Below are 22,623 nucleotides of genomic sequence, written 5' to 3'. Positions count from 1 at the left end.
AGCCAGCGGCCCTGAGACCCCTATGTGACGTAACGTTATCACTGGCCTCATGCGACGACAATTGAGCATCTGCGCAAAAACTAACGGAAGCTAAACGCGACCGTTCTCTTCGGCGAAACCCATTGCGCGATTGCCGGGCCCGGTATGTGAAATGGCTCGCATAGCGCGGACAGCAATCGTGTTTGTTGGCCACGAGTTTGCAAGGCTTGTGTAACCGGGCGGTGCCGCCCGGATAGGTCCAAACGCCTTGTCCGTCACACGGCTTTGTCAAGCAGCCGCTTATATGGCAGGGTACGGTCGGCAGATTGCGGGAGCAGGTTCGATGGAACAGCGCCGGTCATCGCAGAGCTTCAAGCGTAAGGAACTGGTCGCCAAGCTCAACGCCACGGGGGTGCGCGCCTTCAAGGCCGCGGCCGACACCGCCAAGCTGCGCGGCAATCCCTATGTCGAGCTTGCCCATTTCATCCAGCAGTTGGTGCTGTCCGAGCGCTCGGATGTGCAGATGATCGTCGCCGATGCCGGACTGGATGTCAGCCGGCTGACGGCCGACATGACCCGCGCCATCGACAAGCTGCCCTATGGCGCCACCTCAGTGGAGGAATTCTCCGACCATATCTTCCACGCCATCCARGAGGGTTGGAATCTGGCGACGCTGGAATTCGGCGTCGAGGAGGTGCGCAGTGCCCACATCCTGCTTGCCTGCCTGAAGACGCCGGCGCTGGAAGGCCTGGTGTCCAAGATCAGCGCGGAGTTCGACAAGATCGACGCCGACGGTGTCGTTTCCCGCTTCGCCGATGTCACCGAAGGCTCGCTCGAAGCCGGCTCACCTCCTGCTGCCGCTGCTGCCGAGACGCCGATGAAGCGCGGTCCGGGCGGGGATTCGGCTTTAGCCAAGTACGCCACAGATCTCACCCAGCGCGCCCGCGACGGCAAGATCGWTCCGGTCGTCGGCCGCGATCCGGAGATCAGGCAGATCGTCGACATCCTGATGCGACGCCGGCAAAACAACCCGATCCTGACCGGTGAGGCCGGCGTCGGCAAGACGGCGGCGGTCGAGGGCTTTGCGCTGCGCATCGCCCAGGGCGACGTGCCGCCGACACTGCAGAATGTCAGCGTGCGCATGCTCGATATCGGGCTGATGCAGGCTGGCGCCAGCGTCAAGGGCGAGTTCGAGAAGCGGCTGAAGGCGGTCATCGACGAGGTCCAGGCCTCAGAGGTGCCGATCATCCTGTTCATCGACGAGGCGCACACGCTGATCGGCGCCGGCGGCGCCGCCGGCACCGGCGACGCGGCCAATCTCCTGAAACCGGCGCTGGCGCGCGGCGAGCTCCGTACCATCGCCGCAACGACCTGGGCCGAGTACAAGCAGCATATCGAGAAGGACCCGGCGCTCACCCGTCGCTTCCAGGTGGTCAAGATCGATGAGCCCTCGGAAGYGGTGGCCGTTCTGATGCTGCGCGGCGTCGCGGGCGTCCTGGAGCAGCACCACAAGGTGCAGATCCTGGACGAAGCGATCGAGGCGGCGGTTTCGCTGTCRCACCGCTATATCCCGGCCAGGCAATTGCCGGACAAGGCGGTCAGCCTGCTCGACACGGCTTGCGCGCGCGTCGCGGTCTCGCAGCATGCGACGCCGGCCGAAGTCGAGGATATCCTGCGCCGCCGCCAGGCGCTCGAAGTGGAGAGGGGCATCATTGGCCGCGAGGCGGCGATCGGCATCGACGTCGCCGACCGTCAGGCCCGTGTCGATGCCGGGCTGGCGGAAACCGAGACAAGTCTCGCCGCAGCCCAGGCGCGCTGGGACCGGGAAAAAGCGCTGGTGAGCGAGATACTCGACCTGCGCGCAAAATTGCGCGGCGAAGGCGTGCCGCTCGACGAGGCAGCCGAGGACGCTGCTGCAGAGACAGAAAGTGCAGAGGGCGCGGCAAAGGCGCCCGAGCAAAAGCTCTCCGAAAGCAAGATCGGCGAGAGCAAGGCTGACGAGACCAAGAAGACCAAAGCCTCCAAAGCCAAGTCGGCCAAGGCGGCGAAGGCCGAAGCAGCGTCCGCCGAACCGGCGGACGAAGCCGCCGTCGACCTCGCGCGGCTGCGCGAGCTGATGGCCGAACTTGCCGCGGCGCAAGGCGAGACGCCGCTCATCCTGCCGTCGGTCGACCGCAATGCGGTTGCCGCCGTGGTGCAGGATTGGACCGGTATCCCGACCGGACGCATGCTCTCCAGCCAGACCGAAAAGGCGCTCAAGCTCGCCGCCACCTTGTCAGAGCGCGTGGTCGGCCAGGACCACGCGATGGAGATGATCGCCCGGCGCGTGCAGACCAGCCGCGCCGGCCTCGGCGCGCCGGAAAAGCCGGTCGGCGTCTTCCTGCTTTGCGGCCCCTCCGGCGTCGGCAAGACCGAAACCGCGCTGGCGCTGGCCGAGACGCTCTATGGCGGCGAGCAGAACCTGATCTCGATCAACATGTCGGAGTTCCAGGAAGCGCACACCGTCTCGACGCTGAAGGGCGCGCCGCCCGGTTATGTCGGCTACGGCAAGGGCGGCATCCTGACCGAGGCGGTGCGCAGGAAGCCCTATTCGGTGATCCTGCTCGACGAGGTCGAGAAGGCGCACCCCGACGTGCACGAGATCTTCTTCCAGGTCTTCGACAAGGGCATGATGGACGACAGCGAAGGCCGCCGGATCGACTTCAAGAACACGCTGATCCTGCTCACCTCGAATGTCGGCTCCGACGTCATCATGGATCGCACGAAGAACGGCAYGGTGCGAACCGGCATCGACGATCTCGACACCGCGCTGCGCGCCCCGCTGCTGAAGGTCTTCCCAGCCGCCTTCCTCGGTCGCGTGGTGACCATTCCCTACTATCCGCTGTCGGACGCGATGATCGAGGYGATCGCCCGGCATCAGTTCGGCAAGATCGCCAAGCGCCTCAAGGCCACGAACGACGCCGAGCTGGTGATCGGGGACGGCGTGATGGATCTGGTCAAGGCGCGCTGCACCGAAATCGAATCCGGCGGCCGCATGATCGACGCCATCCTCACCAACACGCTGCTGCCGGAACTCAGCCGCGGCGTGCTCAACCGCTCGCTCGAGGGCAAGAAGATGGCGAAAGTCACCGTGGACGCGTCGCCGGAAGGATTTACCTATTCGTTCGAGTAGCCTCCACGGTGAGGCAGGCCGCTGTCAGATCGACCAGAGCGCRCCGCCGTCGCAGGCGACGGCCTGGCCGGTGATGTAGGAAGCGCGGTCGGAAGCGAGGAAGGCTGYCAGCGCCGCGAACTCCTCGGGACGGCCGATGCGCCTGGCGGGTATGGCCTGGCTCACCTTTTCCAGGTCGAGCTTCGCATCCGCCAGCCTCTCGGTCAGCGTATAGCCCGGCATCAGCGCGTTGAAGGTGATGCCGTTGGCTCCCTCTTCCTTGCTCAGCGTGTTGATCAGTCCGTGGATGCCGGCGCGCAGCGAGTTGGACAGCGCGAAGCGGTTGATCGGCTCCTTCGCGGCGATGGAGGTCACGAACAGCACGCGGCCCCATTTCTTCTCGCGCATCGAAGGCAGYACCGCCCGCACGATCTCCACCGCGCTCATGAACAGATTGTCGAAGGCGGCGCGCCATTGCTCGATGGTGATCTCGTCGAAGGGCGCGGTGGGCGGGCCGCCGGTGTTGACCACCACGATGTCAGGCGCGCCGAGCGTCGCCWTGGCCCGCTCGACCAGCTCCGTCGCAGCGCCCGGCTTCGCGAGGTCGCAGACGAGCGCCGTCGCGCCGATCTCGCGGGCGGTCTGCTCCAGCGCCGCGGCGGTGCGGGCGCAGATCGCCACGCGCGCGCCCTCGTCCAGCAACTCCTTGGCCACGGCGCGGCCTAATCCTTTGGAAGCGCCCAGCACGAGCGCGTTCCTGCCCTTCAATCCAAGATCCATCCGTTCTCTCCGATGATGCGGCGGCTCAGGCGCCGCTGACCTCGACGCTGCCAAGACCGGCAATGTCGAACCGATAGGAAAAAGCCTTGTCGGGGAAGCGCGTGCGCACGATGCTGCCCGTCATGACGATGTCGCCCGCCTTCATGCCCCTGCCGGAAGCGCCGAGATGGTCGGCCAGCCAGGCCAGCGGCTCATAGGGGTGACCGAGCGCATCGGCGCCCACCCCTCTGCCGATCTCGACACCGTCCTGGTAGACGACCGCCTCGACTTTCTCCAGCGCTGCCGGCGGGGCGACGAAATCGCCCAGCACTACGCCGGCATTCCACGAATTGTCGGCCACCAGCGAGCCGACATCCAGGACCGAATAATCTGCGTGGCGGTCGTCCACGACCTCGACCGCCGCGCAGACGCCGTCGACCGCCGCGGCGACCTCGTCGCGCGTATAGGGCGCGGCGCGCGGCGCGAGATCGCGGCCGAGCCGGGCGCAGATCTCGAATTCCACGCCGAGATGGCCGTAGCCTGTCAGCGAGAGCTTGGCTCCGCTGTGCATGACCCGCCGCCCGAAAACGGCGCCGGCGACGGGGTGATCGATCCCGCACATGCTCTGCATGCTGAGCGAGGTCAGGCCGATCTTGTAACCGGCTATGCGGTCGTCGCCGATGATCGATCCGACATAGGCGTCCTGTACTTTGTAGGCGGAGGGAAGGTCCGACAATCCCTCGATCGTCACGAACTGCGTGTTGTCTCGATGGCCGCGCACCAGCGCTTGAGCCGCACCAACGATATCGAATGCCATGTCAGATCCCTCCATTTCCGTTCGACAATTCGCTCGCCGATTGCCGGACCAATTTTGTCGTAAGCTGTAGACCACCAAAGGACGATGTTTTCTGCATCAGCATGTCCCTAGAGATTGGTCTCGTCGGGATTGAGCACCACCATCGTCGACGTCTCGGCCACCGACGGGATCGACTGCAGCACGTTGCTGATGAATTCGCGAAGCGCCGCGATGTCCTTCACCCATACCCGCAGCAGGTAGTCGATGTTTCCCGTCACCAGCAGGCATTCGGTGATCTCCGGGTGTTTCGCCACTTCGTCCAGAAACAGGCCGGCACCTTCGGGGCCTTGCTGTCCCAGGCGCACGGAAACCATCACGCAGACGCCGAGGCCCAGCGCCGCCGGATCGATGCGGGCCGCATAGCCCTGGATCACGCCGGTTTCCTCGAGCCGCTTCAGCCGGCGCGCGCAGGGCGTGGGCGAAAGGCCGACGCGCTCGGCCAGATCCACCGTCGAGACACGGCCGTCCTGCCGCAGCTCGCGCAGGATGCGATGGTCGATGGCGTCCAGTGGGACCATGGCGCTTTCAGCTACAATTTCTCGATACCTTGGTGATTATGCGCGAAAGGCTGGCGATAACAACCGAAATTTATCGTGAATGCGCTTCGACAAAGCTATAAGCTCGATCGAAAATCAAGGAGGAGGCCATGGCCGCTTATATGATCTGCACGATGCGGGTCCACGATCCCGAGACATACAAGAAGTACACCGCGCTCACCCCYGCCACGTTGAAGAAATATGGCGGGAAGTTCCTGACGCGGGGCGATCCGGTGACCACTTGCGAGGGTGAGACCTTCACCGACCGCATGGTCATCCTCGAATTTCCGGATGAGGCCACGGCCCAGGCCTGGTACAACGATACCGATTATCAGGCGGCGTCGAAGTACCGCCGCGCCTCCTCCGACCGCGGACGGATGATCCTGCAGCAGGGTCGCGGCGAAAGCGCGGCTCCCGACCCGCTCGTCTGAGCGGCCAGGCTGTTGAGCCGGCAAAGTGCGTCCTTCATGCTTGTCGCCCAGAAGTGCGCAGCGGTTCTGGGACAACGACATGCAGAAGAGCAAAAATGCATGTCGCCCAGAAGTGTGCAGCGGTTCTGGGACAACCACATGCATGAAAACAAAAACTTGGAGCACGATCCGGGGAACGCATCTTGCGGTCCCCGGAAAAGTTCATGCTACAAACGCGAGCGGGGCAGTGCGAGTTTTCCTTGAAACGCCGACCCRCTTCAGGTCGAATTTGCGAAGCGAAGTTTGGCTCCTTGGAGGCCGGTCATGAGGACCGAGAATGTGCAGGTCGGGCGGGAAGCGTATGAGAATTATGCGGAGTTCTACCGCAGGTCTTCCTATTCCGCCTTTCCCCAGCAGCATCGCACYATCGAGGGCACCGGGCGCTACAGCATGATACTGGTCGAGCAGGGGCGGCACGAGCTTGCCGACCCGGCCGTCGAGGAAGTCGTCATATCCACGCCGCTGTCGGCGCCAGCCTGTTCCTACGACTGGAACATGGGGGCCGGGTGGGCAGGGGGAAAATCCCGCACCGGCGATCTCATCGTGGTGCCGCCCAATGTCGAGAGCCGCTGGCGCGTCGGCGGTCCCCGCAAGCTGGTCATCCTGGCGGTGCCGGTCGACCATGTCAGAAGCCTGCTCGGCCCGGAATGTCCCGACGACCTGTCATCGGCGCTCGAGCCGCTGTCCGGCTCCACGGCGCCCAACACCGTGGTGAGCACGCTTCTCCAGCAGCTTTGGACGCTTGGCGATCCAGAAGGTCCGATGGGCCGCATGCTGGTGGACAGCATGGTGCTTGCGCTGATCTGCCAGGTTCTCATCCTTGCGAAAGCCGGGACCCCGCATCCGGCGACCGGCGCCTTCTCCTCGCGTGATTGGCGGCGTGTCTGCGATTACATCGACGCCCATCTGCAGGAAGAAATCGCGCTCGCCGATCTCRCCCGTTTGGCCGGATGGAGCGTGCGGCATTTCACGCGCATGTTCCGCCAGTCCACAGGCCAGACGCCCCACAATTTCATCGTGCACAGGCGCGTCGACCGCGCCAAGGACTTGCTGAGGAAGCAGAAGCTGCAACTGGCCGACGTCGCGCTCACCTGCGGGTTCGCCGATCAGAGCCATTTTACCACCTGTTTCCGCAAGGCTACCGGCCTGACGCCGATGCGCTGGCGGCGTGAGCTCGTCTGAACGGATGGGCTGGCCCGCACGGGCGCCGRCTATGGCCGATCTGCGAAAGATCGATGCATGTCTCCCGAAAGTGGAACCGGTCTCGGGACAAAGACATGCATAGAATCAAGAACTAAGCGCATGGAGCGAATCTGGAGGATCGCGACGCGCTTTAGGCCCTATCGCGCAAGACTTGCCTTTCTCGCTCGCCCTACGCTTGCCAGTCGATGCGGCTGAAGCACGGAGGGATGCGATGAGCGACGACAAGTCCATGATCGGAACGAATATCGACTTCGATCGCGACGGCCTGCAGACGGGCACGCTCAGGCTGCCGCATTCCGTGCATCGCTCCGCCTATGGCCACATCGCCATCCCCATCGCGGTGGCGAAGAACGGTGAAGGYCCGACGGTCCTTTTGACCGGCGGCGTCCATGGCGACGAATATGAGGGACCGATCGCGCTGGCGCGGCTTGTCCGTGAGCTCGACCTTTCCCGGCTTTCGGGACGATTGATCGTCGTCCCGGCGGTCAACTACCCCGCCTTTGTCGCCGGCACCCGCACCTCGCCCATCGACGACATCAACCTCAATCGCACCTTTCCCGGCAAGCGCAACGGCACGGCGACGGAGATGATTGCGCATTATGTCACCACCGAGCTGTTGCCGCGTTCGGACTACCTGGTCGATTTCCACGCCGGCGGAAGTTCGCTGCAATATCTGCCGACGCTGCTCGCGCCGCGCTGGTCCGATCCCGCTCAGAAAGAGCACCTCGAAGAGTTCATCGACGCCTTCGACCCGCCGAACGTGGTGTATTTCGACAGCATCCGGGCGCTGAGCGGCGAAGACCGCGTCATCGGCAACTATGCGCACCAGAACAACGTCTTCTTCGTCACCGGGGAGTTCGGCGGCGGCTCGACTGTCAATATCGAAGGGCTGGCTGTCGTGGAGAACGGCCTGCGCGCGGTGCTGTCGCATCTGAAGGTGCTGGCGCCCGCGGCCCCTTTGCCGAAGCGCCGTGGAAAGGTGCGCCGGCTGGTGATGGACGATCCAGGCCTCTATGCCTTCGCTCCGCGCCGAGGCTTCTTCGAGCCGCGCTTCGCGCTCGGCGACGAGGTCCCGGCCGGCGCGCTTGCCGGTCTGATCTACGATCTGGACAATCCCTGGGCCGAACCGGTGTCCGTCCATTTCAGGCATGGCGGTTTCGCCGTCTGCATTCGCACCTTCTCGCTGGTGGAAGCCGGCGACTGCCTGKGGCATCTGGCGTCCCCGGCCTGAGCGGCACCTCGGTTGCGCGGGCACCGCCCGCCACCCTCATCGACAATCAGGATATCCATAGCATCATGCATGACATTCCCGTCACGCGCGCCGCGGCGCGCAAGTCCATCCCGCAAGACCTCAAGGCGAGCTTCGGCGACTACTTCTCCGACCACATGTTCCAGATGGAGTACACGGAAGGACGCGGCTGGCACGACCCACGCATCGTGCCGTTCGGCCCGCTGCAGCTCCACCCCTCGTCCTCCGCCATCCAATATGCCCAGTCGATCTTCGATGGGTCCAAGGGCTATCGCCGCGAAGACGGCTCGATCCATCTCTTCCGGCCGCAGGCCCATATCGCGCGTCTCAACCGCAGTGCGGGCGAACTGTGCATGCCGGCGGTCGATCCCGACCTCGTGCTTGCGGCGATGCGCAAGCTGATCGGTCTCGACCGTGACTGGGTGCCGGCCAAGCGCGGCAACGCCATCTATGTGCGCCAGACCATGGTGGGAACCGAAGGCTACATGGTGGTGCGGCCTTCCAAGACCTACACCTATCTCATCTTCCTCTGCCCCGTCGGCTCCTATTATTCGGAAGGCGCCGGCCCGGTACGCATCCTCGTCTCGGAGACGCGTGTGCGCGCGGCCAAGGGCGCGATTGGCTCGGCCAAGGCCGGCGCCAACTATGCCGCCAGCCTCAAGGTGGGCCGCGAGGCCGCCGCCGCCGGCTTCAGCCAGGTTCTGTGGCTGGACAGCGTCCAGCGCCGCTACCTCGAGGAGGTCGGCACCATGAACATCATGGTCAAGATCGGCGGCCGCATCCTCACGCCGCCGTTGAGCGATTCGATCCTGCCGGGCATCACGCGCGACAGCGTGCTCACGCTCCTGCGTGACTGGGGCATGGAGGTGGCCGAGGCGCCCATCGACATCGAGGACGTGGTGGCGGCGTCGAGGACGGGCAGGCTGGAGGAGATGTGGGGCGTCGGCACGRCTGCCGTGATCTCTCCCGTGGGCGAGCTCGCCTGGCGCGGCGAAAAGATCGTCGTCAACGGCAGCCAGACAGGGCCGGTGGCGGCGAAGTTGTTCGAACAGCTGACGGGACTTCACGCCGGCGCCGTGCCCGACAGGCATGGCTGGTCCGTCGCTGTCGACTGAGATGGATGCCGGTGGAGTCCTTTCCGTGAAATCGTGTCCCGGAAAGACAATACCGGCATTTTTGTTGCAATCACTATGACTGCTTGGGTTGCGGACCGGGCAGGGACGGTTAGCATGCGGGTTCCGGTAGGAGTCGTGAACGCTGACACTCCCGGTTTGGCCGCGTCTCCACACCGGGAGTGTTCATGTATTCGGGACCGATCATCGATCCGCACCATCACCTGTGGGATCTCTCCATGGGCAAGCATCCATGGCTGCTGCCCACGGATCCTTCCGTGCAGGCGGTAGCCGGTCTTTCCGAGATCGCCACGGACTATCTGGTGGACAATTATGTGCGCGATTCCAGCGGACATAATATTGTCGCCACGGTCCATATCGAGGCGTTGTGGGCCGGCGATCCGGTGGGGGAGACCCGCTGGCTGGAAACCCTGGACAAGTCGAAGGGCGTCGCATCTCGCTACGTCGGTGGCGCTTCGCTGGGCAAGCCGGAAGCGGCAGACGCCATCGCGAGACAGGCGGCGTTCGACCGGATGACCGGCATCCGCGGCATTTTGAGCTGGCACCCGGACCCGAAGAAATGCTTCGTGACCGACCCCGAGCTTGGGCGTAACCCGCAGTGGCGCCGCGATATCGCCCGGCTGCAGGAGCATGGGCTCAATCTCGAGCTGATGATGTATCCCTACCAGGCCGGCGTCGTGCGGGAGATCGCCGAGGCGCTTCCCGGCCTGCAGATCATCATCAATCATTGCGGCAGCCCGATCGACCGCGATCCGGAAGGCATGCAGCGCTGGCGCGACGGCCTGAAGCACATCTCCGCCTGTCCCAACATTGCCATCAAGATCTCGAACCCGGGCGCCTATGACCACAACTGGACGCTGGAAAGCRTGCGCGACGTCGCCATGCATTGCATCGACTGTTTCGGCACCGAGCGCAGCATGTTCGRCWCGGATTATCCGGTCTCGAAGATCCAGATGAGCTTCGACCAGATCTACGACACCTTCAAGAAGATCGCTGCCGTCCTGTCGCCACAGGAGCAATCGCGATTGTTCCACGACAACGCCAAGCGCTTCTACCGGCTTTGATCGGCAATCACTGCGCCGAACCGGGCGAACCAGGAAAGACAATGACACATTCTTCCGCGATCGAACTCCTGAGCCGGTTGGTCGGGTTCAACACCGTCAGCAGCCGGTCGAATCTRGAGGCGATCGACTTCATCAAGGCCTATCTCGCCGGTTTCGGGGTGGAGAGCGTCATCATCCCCGACGCGACCGGCACCAAGGCCAACCTGTTCGCGACGATCGGGCCGGCCGACCGTCCAGGCTATGTGCTGAGCGGCCATACCGATGTCGTCCCGGTCGAGGGACAGGAGTGGTCGCGCGATCCGTTCAATATGTGGCGTGACGGCGACAGGCTCCATGGCCGCGGCACCTCGGACATGAAGGGTTTCATCGCCTGCGCGCTGGCCGGCGTACCCGCCATGCTGGAGAAGCCGCTTGCAGCGCCCATCCATCTCGCATGGTCCTATGACGAAGAGGTCGGATGCCTGGGCGTGCACGGCATCATCGAGCACATGGCGAAGACCTTGCCGCCGCAACTTGCCGTCTTCGTCGGCGAGCCGACCGGCATGGGCGTCGTCGGCGGCCACAAGGGAAGCGCGGGCCTGCTCACCACCGTGACCGGCAAGGCCTGTCACTCCTCGCGCCCCGACCTCGGCGTGAACGCCATCTTCCACGCCATGGACCTGATGGGAGAATTGCGCTCCTACGCGAACGAACTCCGTTCGGCGCCGGAGGCGGACTCGCCGTTCGAGGTGCCCTACACGACGGTGAGCGTCGGCGTCGTCCAGGGAGGCACGGCGCGCAACGCGATCCCCGGCGATTGCGCCTTCCAATGGGATATCCGCGCCACACGCGGCGGCGTGCTGGAGACGCTGGTGGAAAGGTTCCGGGCGTTCAGCGACGGCAAGGTCGTTCCAGCCATGAAGGAAGGCTTCGCAGGCTCCGGCGTGGTGACCAATATCGCCTATGACGTTCCGCCCTTCATTCCCGATGCGGGCTCGCACGCCGAAACGCTTGCCAAGCGTTTTGCCGGCCGTAACGAGGTGACGGCCGTGAACTATGGATCCGAGGCCGGCATCTTCCAGTCCGCCGGCATGTCGACCATCATCTGCGGTCCGGGGCGCGACAGTGAGGCGCACATAACCGACGAATGATCGCCGTCGAGCAGCTCGAACGTTGTGTCGGCTTCATCGACCGGCTGATTGACCATGCGCGTCATGCCTGAGAGGCATGCCGTGGAGACTGAACATCGCAAAAATGGGGAATGATCTCATGCAGAGGGGACTACTGAGACAATTGCTTCTCGTCGGCGCGCTAAGCGCGTCGGCCCTGGGCACGGCAATGGGCGTGGCGGCTGCCGACGTCATCAAGATCGGCGTGCTCGCGCCGCTTTCGGGACCTTCGGCCTCCGACGGTGYGGACTTCATCAAGGGCGTGGAGCTCGCCGTCGACGAAAAGAACGCCAGCGGCGGCGTGGCCGGCCACACGTTCGAGATCATCTCGGCGGACGTCAAGGACGGGTCGCCCGACAATGTCAGCAGCGCGGCGCAGCGCCTCATCAACACCGAAGGCGTCCAGGTCGTGCTGACCGGCTATGCCAGCCTGTCGCTGTTCGAGGTCGATCTCTTCRCCGACGCCAACATGCCTTACATCTCGTCCGGCCCGTCCGGTTCGTTCGCCGGCATCGTGAGCAAGGACCCAGGCAACTACAATTGCTGCTGGTCGCTGTCGCCGTCCTACAAGGGCTACGAGACCGACGTGCTTCCCCTGGTGGAAGGACTGATCGCCGACGGCAAGTTCAAGCCGGCGGCCAAGAAGCTGGCGATGATCTCGTCCGACAACCCTTATTCCAAGGTCATCTCGGAAGGCATGAAGAAATCCTTCTCCGCCGCCGGTTGGACCGTGACCGTGGACGAGATGGTGCCGTTCGGCCCCGTCAACGACTGGCGCGCCATCCTTGCCAAGGTGCGGCAGGACCCGCCCGACCTCGTGGTCAACACCGACTATCAGCCCTCGAACTCCGCTTTGTTCCTGAAACAGTTCCTGGAACAGCCGACCCAGAGCCTGGTGTTCCTGCAATATGCGCCGTCGGTGCCCGAATTCGTCGACCTGACCAAGGAGCAGTCGAACGGCGTCCTCTATAACCTGATCGGCGGCGCCATCGACTCGCCCGGCTGGCCGCGCKGGCAGGAGGTGCTGAAGAAGTACCAGGACAAGTTCAAGGTCGCTTCGGGCGTCTACGGCTCGGCTCTCTACGAAGAGGCCCAGATGTATTTCGCCGCGCTGGAGAAGGTCGGCGATCCCAAGGATCATGACGCAATCGGCAAGGCGCTCGGCGAAACCAAGGTCGACGCCGCGCCGGGGCCGGTGGAATTCGACCAGGCGACGCATCTCGCCGTGCAGGACGAGAACCATATTCCGGTGACCTTCTACCAGATCTGGGACGGCAAGCGCTTCCTGATCGGGCCGAAGAAATACGCCACGGGCGATTTCAAGCTTCCGCCTTGGATCAAGCAATAGCCGAAGTCTTCCGGTCGGCACCCGAAATGTCCGATGTGCTGGCGCGACCTATCGCGCCGGCGCTTCTTCCCGGCGCCGAAGCCCAACAGCGTTTCGCTTTCGTCAAAGCAGTCTTGCATGATCCTTACGGCTGAAAATCTCACCAAGTCCTTCGGCGGCTTGCGCGCCGTGGGCGGCGTCAGCTTTGCGCTGGCCGAGAACGAAATACTCGGCGTCGCCGGGCCGAACGGCAGCGGCAAGAGCACCCTGTTCAACATCCTGACCAACATCCCCTTTCCGGCCGACAGCGGCCGCGTCGTCTTCGACGGCAGGGAGATCCAGAACGTGGCGCCGGAGGAGGTGAGCCGTTCCGGTATCGCCCGCACCTTCCAGCGCGAAAGCATCTTCACGTCGCTGAGCGCTATCGACAATGTGCTGGTGGCCATCGAGCACAGCGGCAAGCGGCAGGGGCAGAGAGAGAATGAGATCGCCGCGGTCGCGGTGCTCGACATGGTGGGCTTTCCCCAGACGCTGCACAACGCGCCGACCGCGACGCTTCCCATCTTCTTCCGCAAGATACTGATGATCGCCAGCGCCTTGGCCATGTCGCCACGCGTGCTTTTGCTCGACGAGCCGGCGTCGAGCCTGACGCCCGGCGAGATCGAGCACATGAAGGCGCTTATTCTCGGGCTGCGCCAGCGCGGTATCGCCATACTGCTCATAGAGCATGTCCTGCCGCTGCTGATGTCGGTTTGCGACCGGCTTATCGTCCTCGACCAGGGCCGGGTGATCGCCCAGGGGCTTCCCTCCGAAGTTGTTGCCGATCCGAAAGTGATCGAAGCCTATCTGGGGCAGGCGCGATGACGGACACACTTCTTCTCGATGTCAGGGGTCTCGATGGCGGCTACGAGCCGCTGCAGATCTTCCGCAAGATTGACCTTTCGCTGGTGCAGGGCGCGAGBGTGGGGCTGTTCGGCCCGAACGGTCACGGCAAGACGACCTTCCTGAGAACTCTGTCCGGCATCATTGACCCGTGGGATGGAGACATTTTCTTCGACGGTGTCCAACTCAACCGGCCCGGCGCGCGCGGCAGCCGGCRCTGGCGCAATTTCAACTACGACGCCATTACCCGGCGCCGGATGGATCCGAAAGCGGTGGCGCGTGCAGGGCTGATCCATGTCCCGCAGGGGAACCTGCTGTTTCCGGACATGACTGTCGCGGAAACGCTGTCGATCGCGCCCTATGCTTCCCGCGGGCGCGCCAATGCGGCTGAGACACTGGACACGGTCTTCCGRCTCTTTCCCCGGGTGCACGAGCGTCTCGACCACAAGATACGCTTCCTTTCGGGCGGCGAGCGCCAGATGGTGGCCATAGGCGTCGGGCTGATGGCCGCGCCGAAGCTTCTCATTCTCGRCGAGCCGACGCTGGGACTGTCGCCCAAGCTGCGCGGGRAACTCGCTTCGGCGATCCAGACCATCCGCGGATCCGGCGTGCCGCTGATCGTGGTCGATCAGGACATCRCCTTCCTCGAGGAACTGATCGATACGCTCTACCTGTTCGACCACGGCCGCATCTCGCGCCGTATCGAGAAGGCGGACATGCCCACGCATGAAGAGATCATGAAACTGATGTTCGGCGAGGATCACCATTGACCCTTGAGACGCTTAACCTGATCCTGCTTGGYGGCATCGTGCTGGGCGCGCTCTACGCGCTGATGGCGACCGGGCTGGCGCTCGTGTGGACGACGCTCGGCATCTTCAATTTCGCCCATGGCACCTTCATCGCGCTCGGCGCCTATATCGCCTGGCAGATCGCCAGCACCGAGGCCTCGGGCGCCGGCCTTCTGGCCGGGGCAGGGGTCTCCATCATCGGCATGTTCGTCATCGGCATGTTCGTCTACTATCTCCTCATCAAGCCTTTCGAACGAAACCCGGACATCGTGGTGAAATCCGTCATCACCACGCTTGCCGGCGCGACCATCCTGGAAAACGTCATCAACCTCGTCTGGGGACCGCGCAACAAGCAGCTCTCTCCGCTGCTCGGCGGCGACATGTCGCTCCTCGGCATCACCATATCCCGCAACGAGATGGCGGTGGTGGCGCTGGCGCTCGTCATCCTGGCGGCGCTCGGCGTGTTCCTGCAGCGCRCGCCGCTTGGTCGCGCCATGCGCGCCGTGGCGCAGAACCGCGAGGCGGCGCAGCTCATGGGCATCGACGTCGAGCGGCTCTATGCGATTGCCTTCGGCCTGTCGGCTGCGCTGGCGGCGTTGGCCGGCATCCTGATCGGCTCCATCCGCTTCATGAACCCTTCGATGGGCTCCGACCCGCTGATGAAAGCGCTGATCGTGGTGATCTTCGGCGGCATCGCGCGCTTCACCGGCCCGATCTACGCGGCCTTCATCGTCGGCTTGCTCGAGGCTGTCATGACCTATCTCGTCGGCCTCTATTGGAGCCCGACGGTGCTCTTCGCCATCATGATCGTCGTGCTCGTCGCCAAGCCAGAAGGCCTGTTCGGCCGATACAGGAAATCCGTCTGATGYGGTACAGCCCGTCCTTCGCCCGCAGCTCCGGGCTGATCCCGGTTCTGGTCGTCCTGGCCGTGCTGGCGCTTGTGCCGCTGCTGTCGTCAAGCATGTATCTGCGGCATCTCCTGGTTCTGGCCTTCGTGTTCGGCATCGTGGCCTCGAGCTGGGACCTCRGCCTCGGCTATGGCGGCCTCTTCAATTTCGCCCATGTCGCGCTCTTCACCATCGGCACCTACGCGTTCGGACTGGTCGGCCAGACCCTCGGCCTGTCGCCATGGCTGGGCATAGCGTTCGCCGGTGTTGCCGCGGGGCTTGTCGCGGCCCTCATAACGCTGCCCATCCTCAGGCTTTCAGGCATCTACATCATCCTGGTGACCATCGCGGCCTCGCAGGTGCTCTACCAGATCATCATCAGCCAGTCCGACATCACCGGCGGCACGTCGGGCATGGTGAGCCTGCCGGCGCTCGAGCTCTTCGGCTACCGTTTCAACCGCGGCGGCAAGGTCGGCTACTATTATCTGGCCTTGCTGATGCTGGTGGCCTCCACCATCATCCTCTACAAGATCACTCGCTCGCGTTTCGGCCGCGCCATCGTGGCCATGCGCGACCACAAATACTACGCCATCTCGCGCGGCATGTCGGAAACGCGCACCCGGCTGTTCACGCTGACGGTGAGCGCGGCGCTGAGCGGCGTGGCCGGGGGCTTCTACGGCTCCTACATGCGCGTTGCCTCTCCAGACAATTTCGGCCTCGGGCTGCTCGGCCTGCTGCTCTCGATGCTCTTGCTTGGCGGCGCCGGAACGATCTGGGGTCCGATCCTTGCAGCCTTCTTCGTGACCATGGTGTCTGAGGTCTTCGCCGCCTACGGCGCCTGGCGCAACATCATCATGTCGCTGTTGCTGATCGTCATCCTGATCTTCTATCCGGGCGGGCTGTGGGCATTGCTGCAGACGCTTCGTGAAGCGCTCGACGTGGTGCGTTCGCAGGCGACGGCCAGATTGCGCCGCCGCTTTGGCCTCGGCCAGCGGGAAGCGATGACCGGGGCGCATGAGACGATGGTCGCCACCCGCCATGGCAGGATCGCCGTCGCGGACACCGGCGGCGACAAGCCGGCGCTTCTCCTCATCCACGGCAACTCCTCCACCAAGGAGGTGTTCGCCAATCAATTCAAGGCGCTCCGCGACCGTTATCGCGTCATCTCCTTCGACCTGCCTGGCCATGGCGTTTCCGACAACGCCGATCCGGAAAAGGACTACAGCGTCGAGGCCTTCGCCGACGTGGCCGAAGACGTGCTCAAGGCGCTCGGCGCCGCAACCCCCTTTGTGTTCGGATGGTCGCTGGGCGGCTATATCGCCATCGAGCTTGCGGCCCGGGGCTATCCCGTGCGGGCGCTTGCCGTTTCTGGCACGCCGCCGCTCCGGGTCGTTCCGGAAGATGTCGGCCGCGCCTATGACGCGACCAGCCATTTCGTTCTGGCGAGCAAGACCTTCCTGTCGCCGGCCGAGAGCCGTGACTTCGCTGCGTCTACGACCGGTCCGAAGACAGCCGAGACGATCCACCTTCACCGGGCCGTGCGAAGGACCGACGGGCGTGCCCGCGCCTATACGCTGGGCAAGCTCCAGATCGTCGACTGGCCGCGACAGATGCGCTTCCTGCGCTCGACCGCCGTGCCGTTCGCCATCCTGAACGGCTCGAACGATCCGTTCCTGAACCATCAATATTTCCGGGACCTCAAGCTCGATCAATGGACCGGCGAGCCGGACGACATCCAGGACGGCAAGCACGCGCCCTTCCTGCTGAAGCCGGCGATCTTCAACGAAAAGCTCGTTGCGTTCCTGCGCGCGGCCGAAACAACAAGCCGGCATGGCGCCGACGTGGTCGCCTGATATCCAGAATCGGAACTTGCAAAGAGCGCCGGGCGCAAACCAAAGCGGTCCGGCCTCCAGGGACCCTGCTTGCGGGGCGCATTCGCTTCACTTCGCCGAGCGCRTGCCGGAGTGGCTCCGATGAGCGTGCCGGCGCTTGTCGGACCGCAMATCCCGAAATCTGTGAAACACGCCGAAGCGCGCCATACGCTTTGAATGGACACAGGTGTACATTCGCGCTAAATGTGCGCTTGGCGTTGCTTTGGGGTGTTCGGCGACCAAAAGGCAAAGCAGGTGTTTTAAGGGGCGATCGGTTGGACGAGCTCGAGCTGAAGACATGGCGGCCAAGTCCTTGCGGCGAGGCGAGGTTTGCGACCTGTGATGAAGGTCTAGGCGCATGACGAGACAGTACTCGGCGCTTTCGCTCTTCAAGGAAGGCCTCGCCGGCCAGACGGGCTGGGAAAAGGCCTGGCGCTCTCCCGACCCGAAACCGCGCTACGACGCCATCATCATCGGCGGCGGCGGGCATGGGCTTGCCACTGCCTATTATCTCGCCAAAAATCACGGCGTCACCAACGTCGCGCTCCTGGAGAAAGGCTGGATCGGCGGCGGCAACACGGGCCGCAACACCACCGTGGTGCGTTCGAACTATTTCTATCCTGAAAGCGCGGCGATCTATGGGCTGGCCCACAGCCTCTACAAGACGCTGTCGACGGACCTGAACTACAATGTGATGTTTTCCGCGCGCGGCATCCTGACCCTCGCGCACAGCGAAGCTGGAATGGAAACCGCCGCCCGGTCGGTCAACGCCATCCAGGTCAACGGTATCGATTGCGAGCTGTTCTCGGTCGAGGACGTGCGCCGCGTCGTGCCGATCTACAATTTCAGCCCGGGCACACGCTACCCCGTCTATGGCGGCACCTGGCAGCCAAGCGGCGGCACCGCCCGTCACGACGCCGTGGYGTGGGGCTATGCGCGCGCGGCGAGCCGTCTCGGTGTCGACATCATCCAGAATTGCGAGATCACCGACTTCATCATCGAGAACGGGCGCTGCCGCGGTGTCGTCACCTCGCGCGGCGCGATCCGGGCTGAGCGCACGGGCATGGCTGTCGCCGGCCATTCGTCGGTGCTGGCGGCGAAAGCGGGCTTCCGGCTGCCGGTCAATTCCTACGCGCTGCAGGCCTGCGTGTCCGAACCGGTCAAGCCGATCATCGACACGGTGGTGATCTCGCCGGACACAGGCGTCTATGTCAGCCAATCGGACAAGGGCGAGCTGGTGATCGGCGGCGCGCTCGATCGCATCCCGTCCTACGGCCAGCGCGGCAACCTGCCGGTGCTGGAAGGCGTCATCGCCGGCATGCTCGAAATGTTCCCGATCTTCGGCCAGTTGAAGATGATGCGGCAGTGGGCCGGCATCGTCGACGTGGTCCCGGATTCCTCGCCCATCATCGGCGAGTCGCCGCTGCCCGGCCTTTTCCTCAATTGCGGCTGGGGCACGGGCGRCTTCAAGGCGATCCCCGCCGGCGGCACCCTGCTTGCCCATCTGCTTGCCACCGGCAGGCACCACGACATCAGCCGGCCCTTCGATCTCGACCGCTTCGCCCGCGGCCGGCTGATCGACGAAGCCGCCGGCTCCGGCATTGCCCATTGAAGGTTTAGAACAAGATGCAGCTCTTTCCCTGCCCGTTCTGCGGGCCGCGCGAAGAAAGCGAGTTTCACTATGGCGGCGAGGCGGGCAATCTGAGGCCCGACGGCAGCGAGGTGACCGCCGAGCGCTGGGCCGGCTACCTCCACATGCGCGACAATCCGAAGGGGCCGACCCGCGAGATCTGGGTGCATCTCACCTGCGGTGAGTTCTTCGCGATGAGCCGCGACAGCGTCAATCACAAGGTGTCGGGCTCTTCGGCGCTCGGCGAAGCGGAGCAGGGCGCATGAGCGCTTCCCGTCTCACCACTGGTGGCAGTGACATCGACCGTGGCCGTCCGCTGAGCTTCACCTTCGACGGCAGGCGCGTGGAGGGTTTTGCGGGCGACACGATCGCCTCCGCCTTGCTCGCCAGCGGCCAAGCGGTCGTCGGCCGCAGCTTCAAATACCATCGGCCGCGCGGCATCTGGGGCTCCGGCGTCGAGGAACCCAACGCGCTGGTCGATGTCGAAAGCGCGRCCGGCCGGGTGCCGAATGCGCGCGCCACGACCGTGCAGGCCACGGACGGCATCCGGGTGACAAGCGTCAACGCTTCGCCGACGGCTGAGAACGACCGCAATGCCTTTCTGGACCGCTTCGCGCGCTTCCTGCCCRCCGCCTTCTACTACAAGACCTTCATGTGGCCGGACTGGCACCTGTTCGAGCCGCGCATCCGCGCCATGGCCGGACTTGGCATCGTCGATCCAGACTGGCAGCCGCGTCAGGTCTCGGACCAGGTCAACCATCACTGCGACGTCCTGGTGGTCGGCGCCGGGCCGGCCGGCCTTGCCGCGGCARCCAGCGCCGCGGCGGCCGGGCATTCGGTTGTGCTGGCCGACGACGGGGCGCATCCCGGCGGGTCGCTGCGTCACCGCGCCGGCGAAGTCGATGGCGTCGAGGGCCGGGCGTGGGTCGAGGCGACGGTTGCCAGGCTGAAGGGCGCCGGTCAGCTCGTGCTGAGCGATACGACCGCTTTCGGCCTTTACGACCACAATCTGGTCGCGCTCAACCAGCGGCACGCCGACGGCCGGCCGGACACGCTTTGGCGCGTGCGGCCGCGCCGCATCGTGCTGGCGACGGGCGCGATCGAGCGGCCCGTGCCGTTCGCCAACAACGACCTTCCCGGAATCCTGTCCGCCGATGCGGCGCTGAGCTATCTGCGCCGGCATGGCGTGCTTGTCGGCCGCGAGATCGTGGTCGCCACCAACAACGACAGCGCCTATGAGCCGGCCTCCGCGCTCGCCGAGGCCGGCGCCTCGGTGACGGTGGTCGACTGCCGGCGCGAGGGCAGCGCGCGAGCAGAGAACGGTATTCGCGTCCTGGCGGGTCGTACGATCACGGCGGCGCGCGGGCGTAACGCCGTCCAGAGTGTTCTGCTGGACGATGGCGCCACGCTTGGCGTCGACTGCGTTCTCGTCTCCGGCGGCTGGACACCCACCGTGCACCTGTTCTCGCAAGCGAAAGGCAAGCTTGCCTGGAGCGACCAACTGGCGGCCTTCATTCCCGGCGAAACCATCGACGGGATCGGCGTCGCCGGCGCCGTGGCCGGCACGGTCTCGCTGTCGGAGGCGTTGGCCAGCGGCGCCGCGGCCCCTGGCGACTTCGGCTCGTCGTCGGCCGCGCCGCGCGGCACGGGGGTGGAAGCGACACTCGGCGTCGTCAGCCTGTGGCCGAAACCCAAGGCCAAGGGGCGCGTCTGGATCGACTATCAGAGCGACGTCACCGCCAAGGACGTAGAGCTCGCGGCGCGGGAGAATTTCGTCTCGGTCGAGCACCTGAAGCGCTACACCACGCTCGGCATGGCGACCGACCAGGGCAAGACCTCGAACCTCAACGGTCTTGCGCTGCTGGCGGACATCACCGGGCGCGGAATCGYGGAAGTCGGCACCACGACCTACCGGCCGCCCTTCACGCCTGTCCCGTTCGCCAGCCTGGCTGGATCGCGCCGGGCCAGCATGCACGCGCCGGTCCGCCGCCTGCCGCTGGAGGCAAACCATCGCGCCGCGGGCGCCGTGTTCCAGGAATATGGCGGTTGGCTGAGGCCTGCCTATTATGGCGGCGGCGAAGCCGGCGCGTCGATCGAGGACGAGGCGCGGCGGGCTCGGCAATCCGTGGCGCTCTTCGACGGCTCGACGCTGGGCAAGATCGAGGTGGTCGGCCCGCGCGCGGCCGAGTTTGTCGACTTCATCTACTACAACACCATGTCGACCCTGAAGCCGGGTCATTGCCGCTATGGCTTCATGCTGTCGGAAAACGGCGTCGTCTTCGACGACGGCGTGCTTGTCCGCCTGGACGAGCATCGCTTCATCGTCTCCTGCTCGTCGTCGCATGTCGCCGCGGTCCACGCCCGCCTCGAAGAATGGCGGCAGGACCGCTTCGGCCGCGATGCGGTCTATATCCACAACGCCACTGCGCAATATGCGACGTTGACTGTCTCGGGTCCGAATGCGCGTCAGGTCGTCGAAGCGCTCGATCTGGGCGCGGCACTGGACGATGCAAGCCTGCCGCATATGGCGATCGCCGCCGGCCGTTTCGCCGGAGACGAGGTGCGCATCGCCAGGGTGTCCTTCACCGGCGACCGCAGCTACGAGATATCCATCCGCGCCGATCGGGCGGAGGCGCTGTGGGCCAGGATGCGGCAGGAGGGTCGCGCCTTCGACGCCGTGCTGCTCGGGCTCGAATCGCTGATGATCCTGCGAGCCGAGAAAGGCTACATCGTCATCGGCAAGGACACTGACGGAACCACCATGCCGCACGATCTGGGCGTCGCCGGACCGCGGACCAAGCGCGCCGGCGAGTTCGTCGGCCGGCGCTCGCTTTTCACGGAGGCGGCAAACAGCACGGATCGCAACCAGCTCGTCGGCCTTGCGCTTGCCGAAGGCGAGGCGCCGCTGGCGACCGGCGCGCATGGCGTCGAGAAGCGCGACGGCCGGCTCAGAAGCATCGGCTTCGTCACCTCCAGCTATCAGAGCCCGACCCTGGGACGCCCGGTTGCGCTCGCGCTCATCGAACGGGGCGCGGCGCGGCACGGCGAAACCATCGACGTTCAACATCTGGGCATCGTGCGGCAGGCGAGGATCGTTGCGCCTTGCGCCTTCGATCCGGAAGGGAGGCGGCTCCATGCGTAACCTTGCCGAAAAATGGCCGGCGGCGCCCGACTGGGCGAGCGCCACGCTCAGCAAAGGTGGCGTCGGCGTGCGGACGCTTGGCGGGCTGAATCAGCTTCTGGTCAGCGGCGACCTCGCGGCCTGGTCGAAGGCTTCGGGTCTTGCCGGCGAAGGCGTCGGCGCGGGCGCAATCGCCAGTGGCGACAAATACCTGGTGCGGATCGCGCGCGACCGCCTTCTTGCGGTCGGGGAACAGCCGTTCCCCATTGCGTCCGGCTGGCACGCGGCCGGTTTCGCGGTCACGGTCATGGATGCCGGACTGCATGTGTTCGAGATCGAGGGGCCGGACCTGGATCGCCTGATCGCCAGGGGCACGGCGCTCTATCCGGAAGCGGCAAGCCCCTCGGCTTCGATCCTTTTTGCCGGCGTCGGCGTCCTCTTCTACCGGTTCGGCAATCCCGATCGGGCGCGTCTCCATGTCGACCGGGGCCTTGCCCCCTATCTCTGGGAGTGGCTCGAGCAAGCGCAAGTATTGTAGCGGGGTGGTTTCAGGTCTATCTAGCCGGCGT

Annotated in this window: 19 protein-coding genes; 16 read left to right on the top strand and 3 right to left on the bottom strand. The window is 64.9% G+C overall.

Going from position 1 to position 22,623, the window contains the following annotated elements; genetic code table 11:
* Window positions 1-322 precede the first annotated feature (322 nt).
* Complete coding sequence (locus LCM4576_RS04335; protein ID WP_071030697.1) at window positions 323-3,151, top strand: ATP-dependent Clp protease ATP-binding subunit; 2,829 nt, start codon at window positions 323-325, stop codon at window positions 3,149-3,151.
* A gap of 24 nt (window positions 3,152-3,175) precedes the next feature.
* Here LCM4576_RS04335 and LCM4576_RS04330 read toward each other — a convergent pair whose 3' ends face one another.
* The 3 genes from LCM4576_RS04330 to LCM4576_RS04320 form a co-directional block, all read right to left on the bottom strand.
* Window positions 3,176-3,910, bottom strand: coding sequence for an SDR family oxidoreductase (locus tag LCM4576_RS04330; RefSeq protein ID WP_071030696.1), 735 nt, complete (start codon window positions 3,908-3,910; stop codon window positions 3,176-3,178).
* A gap of 25 nt (window positions 3,911-3,935) precedes the next feature.
* The gene (locus LCM4576_RS04325) at window positions 3,936-4,706 is read right to left on the bottom strand and encodes a 2-keto-4-pentenoate hydratase (RefSeq protein WP_157901198.1); all 771 of its coding nucleotides are present in this window, start codon (window positions 4,704-4,706) and stop codon (window positions 3,936-3,938) included.
* Window positions 4,707-4,813: 107 nt separating this feature from the next.
* Window positions 4,814-5,263, bottom strand: a complete 450-nt coding sequence (locus tag LCM4576_RS04320) for an Lrp/AsnC family transcriptional regulator (RefSeq protein ID WP_071030694.1) — start codon at window positions 5,261-5,263, stop codon at window positions 4,814-4,816.
* Window positions 5,264-5,391: 128 nt separating this feature from the next.
* On the opposite strand from LCM4576_RS04320, the gene LCM4576_RS04315 reads away from it, so the two are divergent.
* The 15 genes from LCM4576_RS04315 (at window position 5,392) to LCM4576_RS04245 (ending at window position 22,592) form a co-directional block, all read left to right on the top strand.
* Window positions 5,392-5,712 carry a DUF1330 domain-containing protein gene (locus LCM4576_RS04315; protein WP_052467793.1) on the top strand — a complete coding sequence of 107 codons (321 nt, stop codon included), beginning with the start codon at window positions 5,392-5,394 and terminating at the stop codon, window positions 5,710-5,712.
* A gap of 303 nt (window positions 5,713-6,015) precedes the next feature.
* Window positions 6,016-6,933, top strand: coding sequence for a helix-turn-helix domain-containing protein (locus tag LCM4576_RS04310; protein ID WP_071030693.1), 918 nt, complete (start codon window positions 6,016-6,018; stop codon window positions 6,931-6,933).
* Window positions 6,934-7,165: 232 nt separating this feature from the next.
* Entirely contained in the window at window positions 7,166-8,185 is a 1,020-nt protein-coding gene (locus LCM4576_RS04305) for a succinylglutamate desuccinylase/aspartoacylase family protein (RefSeq protein ID WP_071030692.1), read from the top strand.
* 65 nt (window positions 8,186-8,250) lie between these two features.
* On the top strand, window positions 8,251-9,318 hold the full coding sequence (locus LCM4576_RS04300) for a branched-chain amino acid aminotransferase (protein ID WP_071030691.1): 1,068 nt from the start codon (window positions 8,251-8,253) through the stop codon (window positions 9,316-9,318).
* A gap of 185 nt (window positions 9,319-9,503) precedes the next feature.
* Window positions 9,504-10,400 carry an amidohydrolase gene (locus LCM4576_RS04295; RefSeq protein WP_071030690.1) on the top strand — a complete coding sequence of 299 codons (897 nt, stop codon included), beginning with the start codon at window positions 9,504-9,506 and terminating at the stop codon, window positions 10,398-10,400.
* Window positions 10,401-10,441: 41 nt separating this feature from the next.
* Complete coding sequence (argE, locus tag LCM4576_RS04290) at window positions 10,442-11,530, top strand: acetylornithine deacetylase (protein ID WP_244510628.1); 1,089 nt, start codon at window positions 10,442-10,444, stop codon at window positions 11,528-11,530.
* A gap of 118 nt (window positions 11,531-11,648) precedes the next feature.
* Window positions 11,649-12,896, top strand: coding sequence for an ABC transporter substrate-binding protein (locus LCM4576_RS04285; protein ID WP_071030784.1), 1,248 nt, complete (start codon window positions 11,649-11,651; stop codon window positions 12,894-12,896).
* A gap of 117 nt (window positions 12,897-13,013) precedes the next feature.
* Complete coding sequence (locus LCM4576_RS04280; protein WP_041006854.1) at window positions 13,014-13,739, top strand: ABC transporter ATP-binding protein; 726 nt, start codon at window positions 13,014-13,016, stop codon at window positions 13,737-13,739.
* On the top strand, window positions 13,736-14,527 hold the full coding sequence (locus LCM4576_RS04275; RefSeq protein WP_071030689.1) for an ABC transporter ATP-binding protein: 792 nt from the start codon (window positions 13,736-13,738) through the stop codon (window positions 14,525-14,527). The genes LCM4576_RS04280 and LCM4576_RS04275 overlap by 4 nt, the downstream gene beginning before the upstream one ends.
* Window positions 14,524-15,411: a branched-chain amino acid ABC transporter permease gene (locus tag LCM4576_RS04270; RefSeq protein ID WP_083361301.1), complete on the top strand. Its 888-nt coding sequence runs from the start codon at window positions 14,524-14,526 to the stop codon at window positions 15,409-15,411. The genes LCM4576_RS04275 and LCM4576_RS04270 overlap by 4 nt, the downstream gene beginning before the upstream one ends.
* A complete protein-coding gene (locus LCM4576_RS04265) occupies window positions 15,411-17,285 on the top strand; it encodes an alpha/beta fold hydrolase (protein WP_071030688.1) in 1,875 nt (624 codons plus the stop codon). Before LCM4576_RS04270 ends, LCM4576_RS04265 begins: the two co-directional genes overlap by 1 nt.
* Window positions 17,286-17,661: 376 nt before the next feature.
* Entirely contained in the window at window positions 17,662-18,915 is a 1,254-nt protein-coding gene (locus LCM4576_RS04260; protein ID WP_071030687.1) for a sarcosine oxidase subunit beta family protein, read from the top strand.
* Between the two features lie 14 nt (window positions 18,916-18,929).
* On the top strand, window positions 18,930-19,199 hold the full coding sequence (locus LCM4576_RS04255; protein ID WP_071030686.1) for a sarcosine oxidase subunit delta: 270 nt from the start codon (window positions 18,930-18,932) through the stop codon (window positions 19,197-19,199).
* Window positions 19,196-22,075, top strand: a complete 2,880-nt coding sequence (locus tag LCM4576_RS04250; RefSeq protein WP_071030685.1) for a sarcosine oxidase subunit alpha family protein — start codon at window positions 19,196-19,198, stop codon at window positions 22,073-22,075. Before LCM4576_RS04255 ends, LCM4576_RS04250 begins: the two co-directional genes overlap by 4 nt.
* Entirely contained in the window at window positions 22,068-22,592 is a 525-nt protein-coding gene (locus tag LCM4576_RS04245; protein WP_071030684.1) for a hypothetical protein, read from the top strand. The genes LCM4576_RS04250 and LCM4576_RS04245 overlap by 8 nt, the downstream gene beginning before the upstream one ends.
* Window positions 22,593-22,623: the final 31 nt, after the last annotated feature.

The organism is Mesorhizobium sp. LCM 4576 (assembly GCF_001854815.1).
GTDB lineage: Bacteria > Pseudomonadota > Alphaproteobacteria > Rhizobiales > Rhizobiaceae > Mesorhizobium > Mesorhizobium plurifarium.
The sequence above is the reverse complement of the archived record's forward strand: the minus strand, read 5'-3'. Positions and strand labels throughout refer to the sequence as shown.

What these genes read in the sequence shown, in the direction of transcription:
- LCM4576_RS04325 (WP_157901198.1), bottom strand. Translation starts at nt 4,706, where the DNA reads ATGGCATTCGATATCGTTGGTGCGGCTCAAGCGCTGGTGCGCGGCCAT.
- LCM4576_RS04320 (WP_071030694.1), bottom strand. Translation starts at nt 5,263, where the DNA reads ATGGTCCCACTGGACGCCATCGACCATCGCATCCTGCGCGAGCTGCGG.
- LCM4576_RS04280 (WP_041006854.1), top strand. Translation starts at nt 13,014, where the DNA reads ATGATCCTTACGGCTGAAAATCTCACCAAGTCCTTCGGCGGCTTGCGC.
- LCM4576_RS04255 (WP_071030686.1), top strand. Translation starts at nt 18,930, where the DNA reads ATGCAGCTCTTTCCCTGCCCGTTCTGCGGGCCGCGCGAAGAAAGCGAG.
- LCM4576_RS04245 (WP_071030684.1), top strand. Translation starts at nt 22,068, where the DNA reads ATGCGTAACCTTGCCGAAAAATGGCCGGCGGCGCCCGACTGGGCGAGC.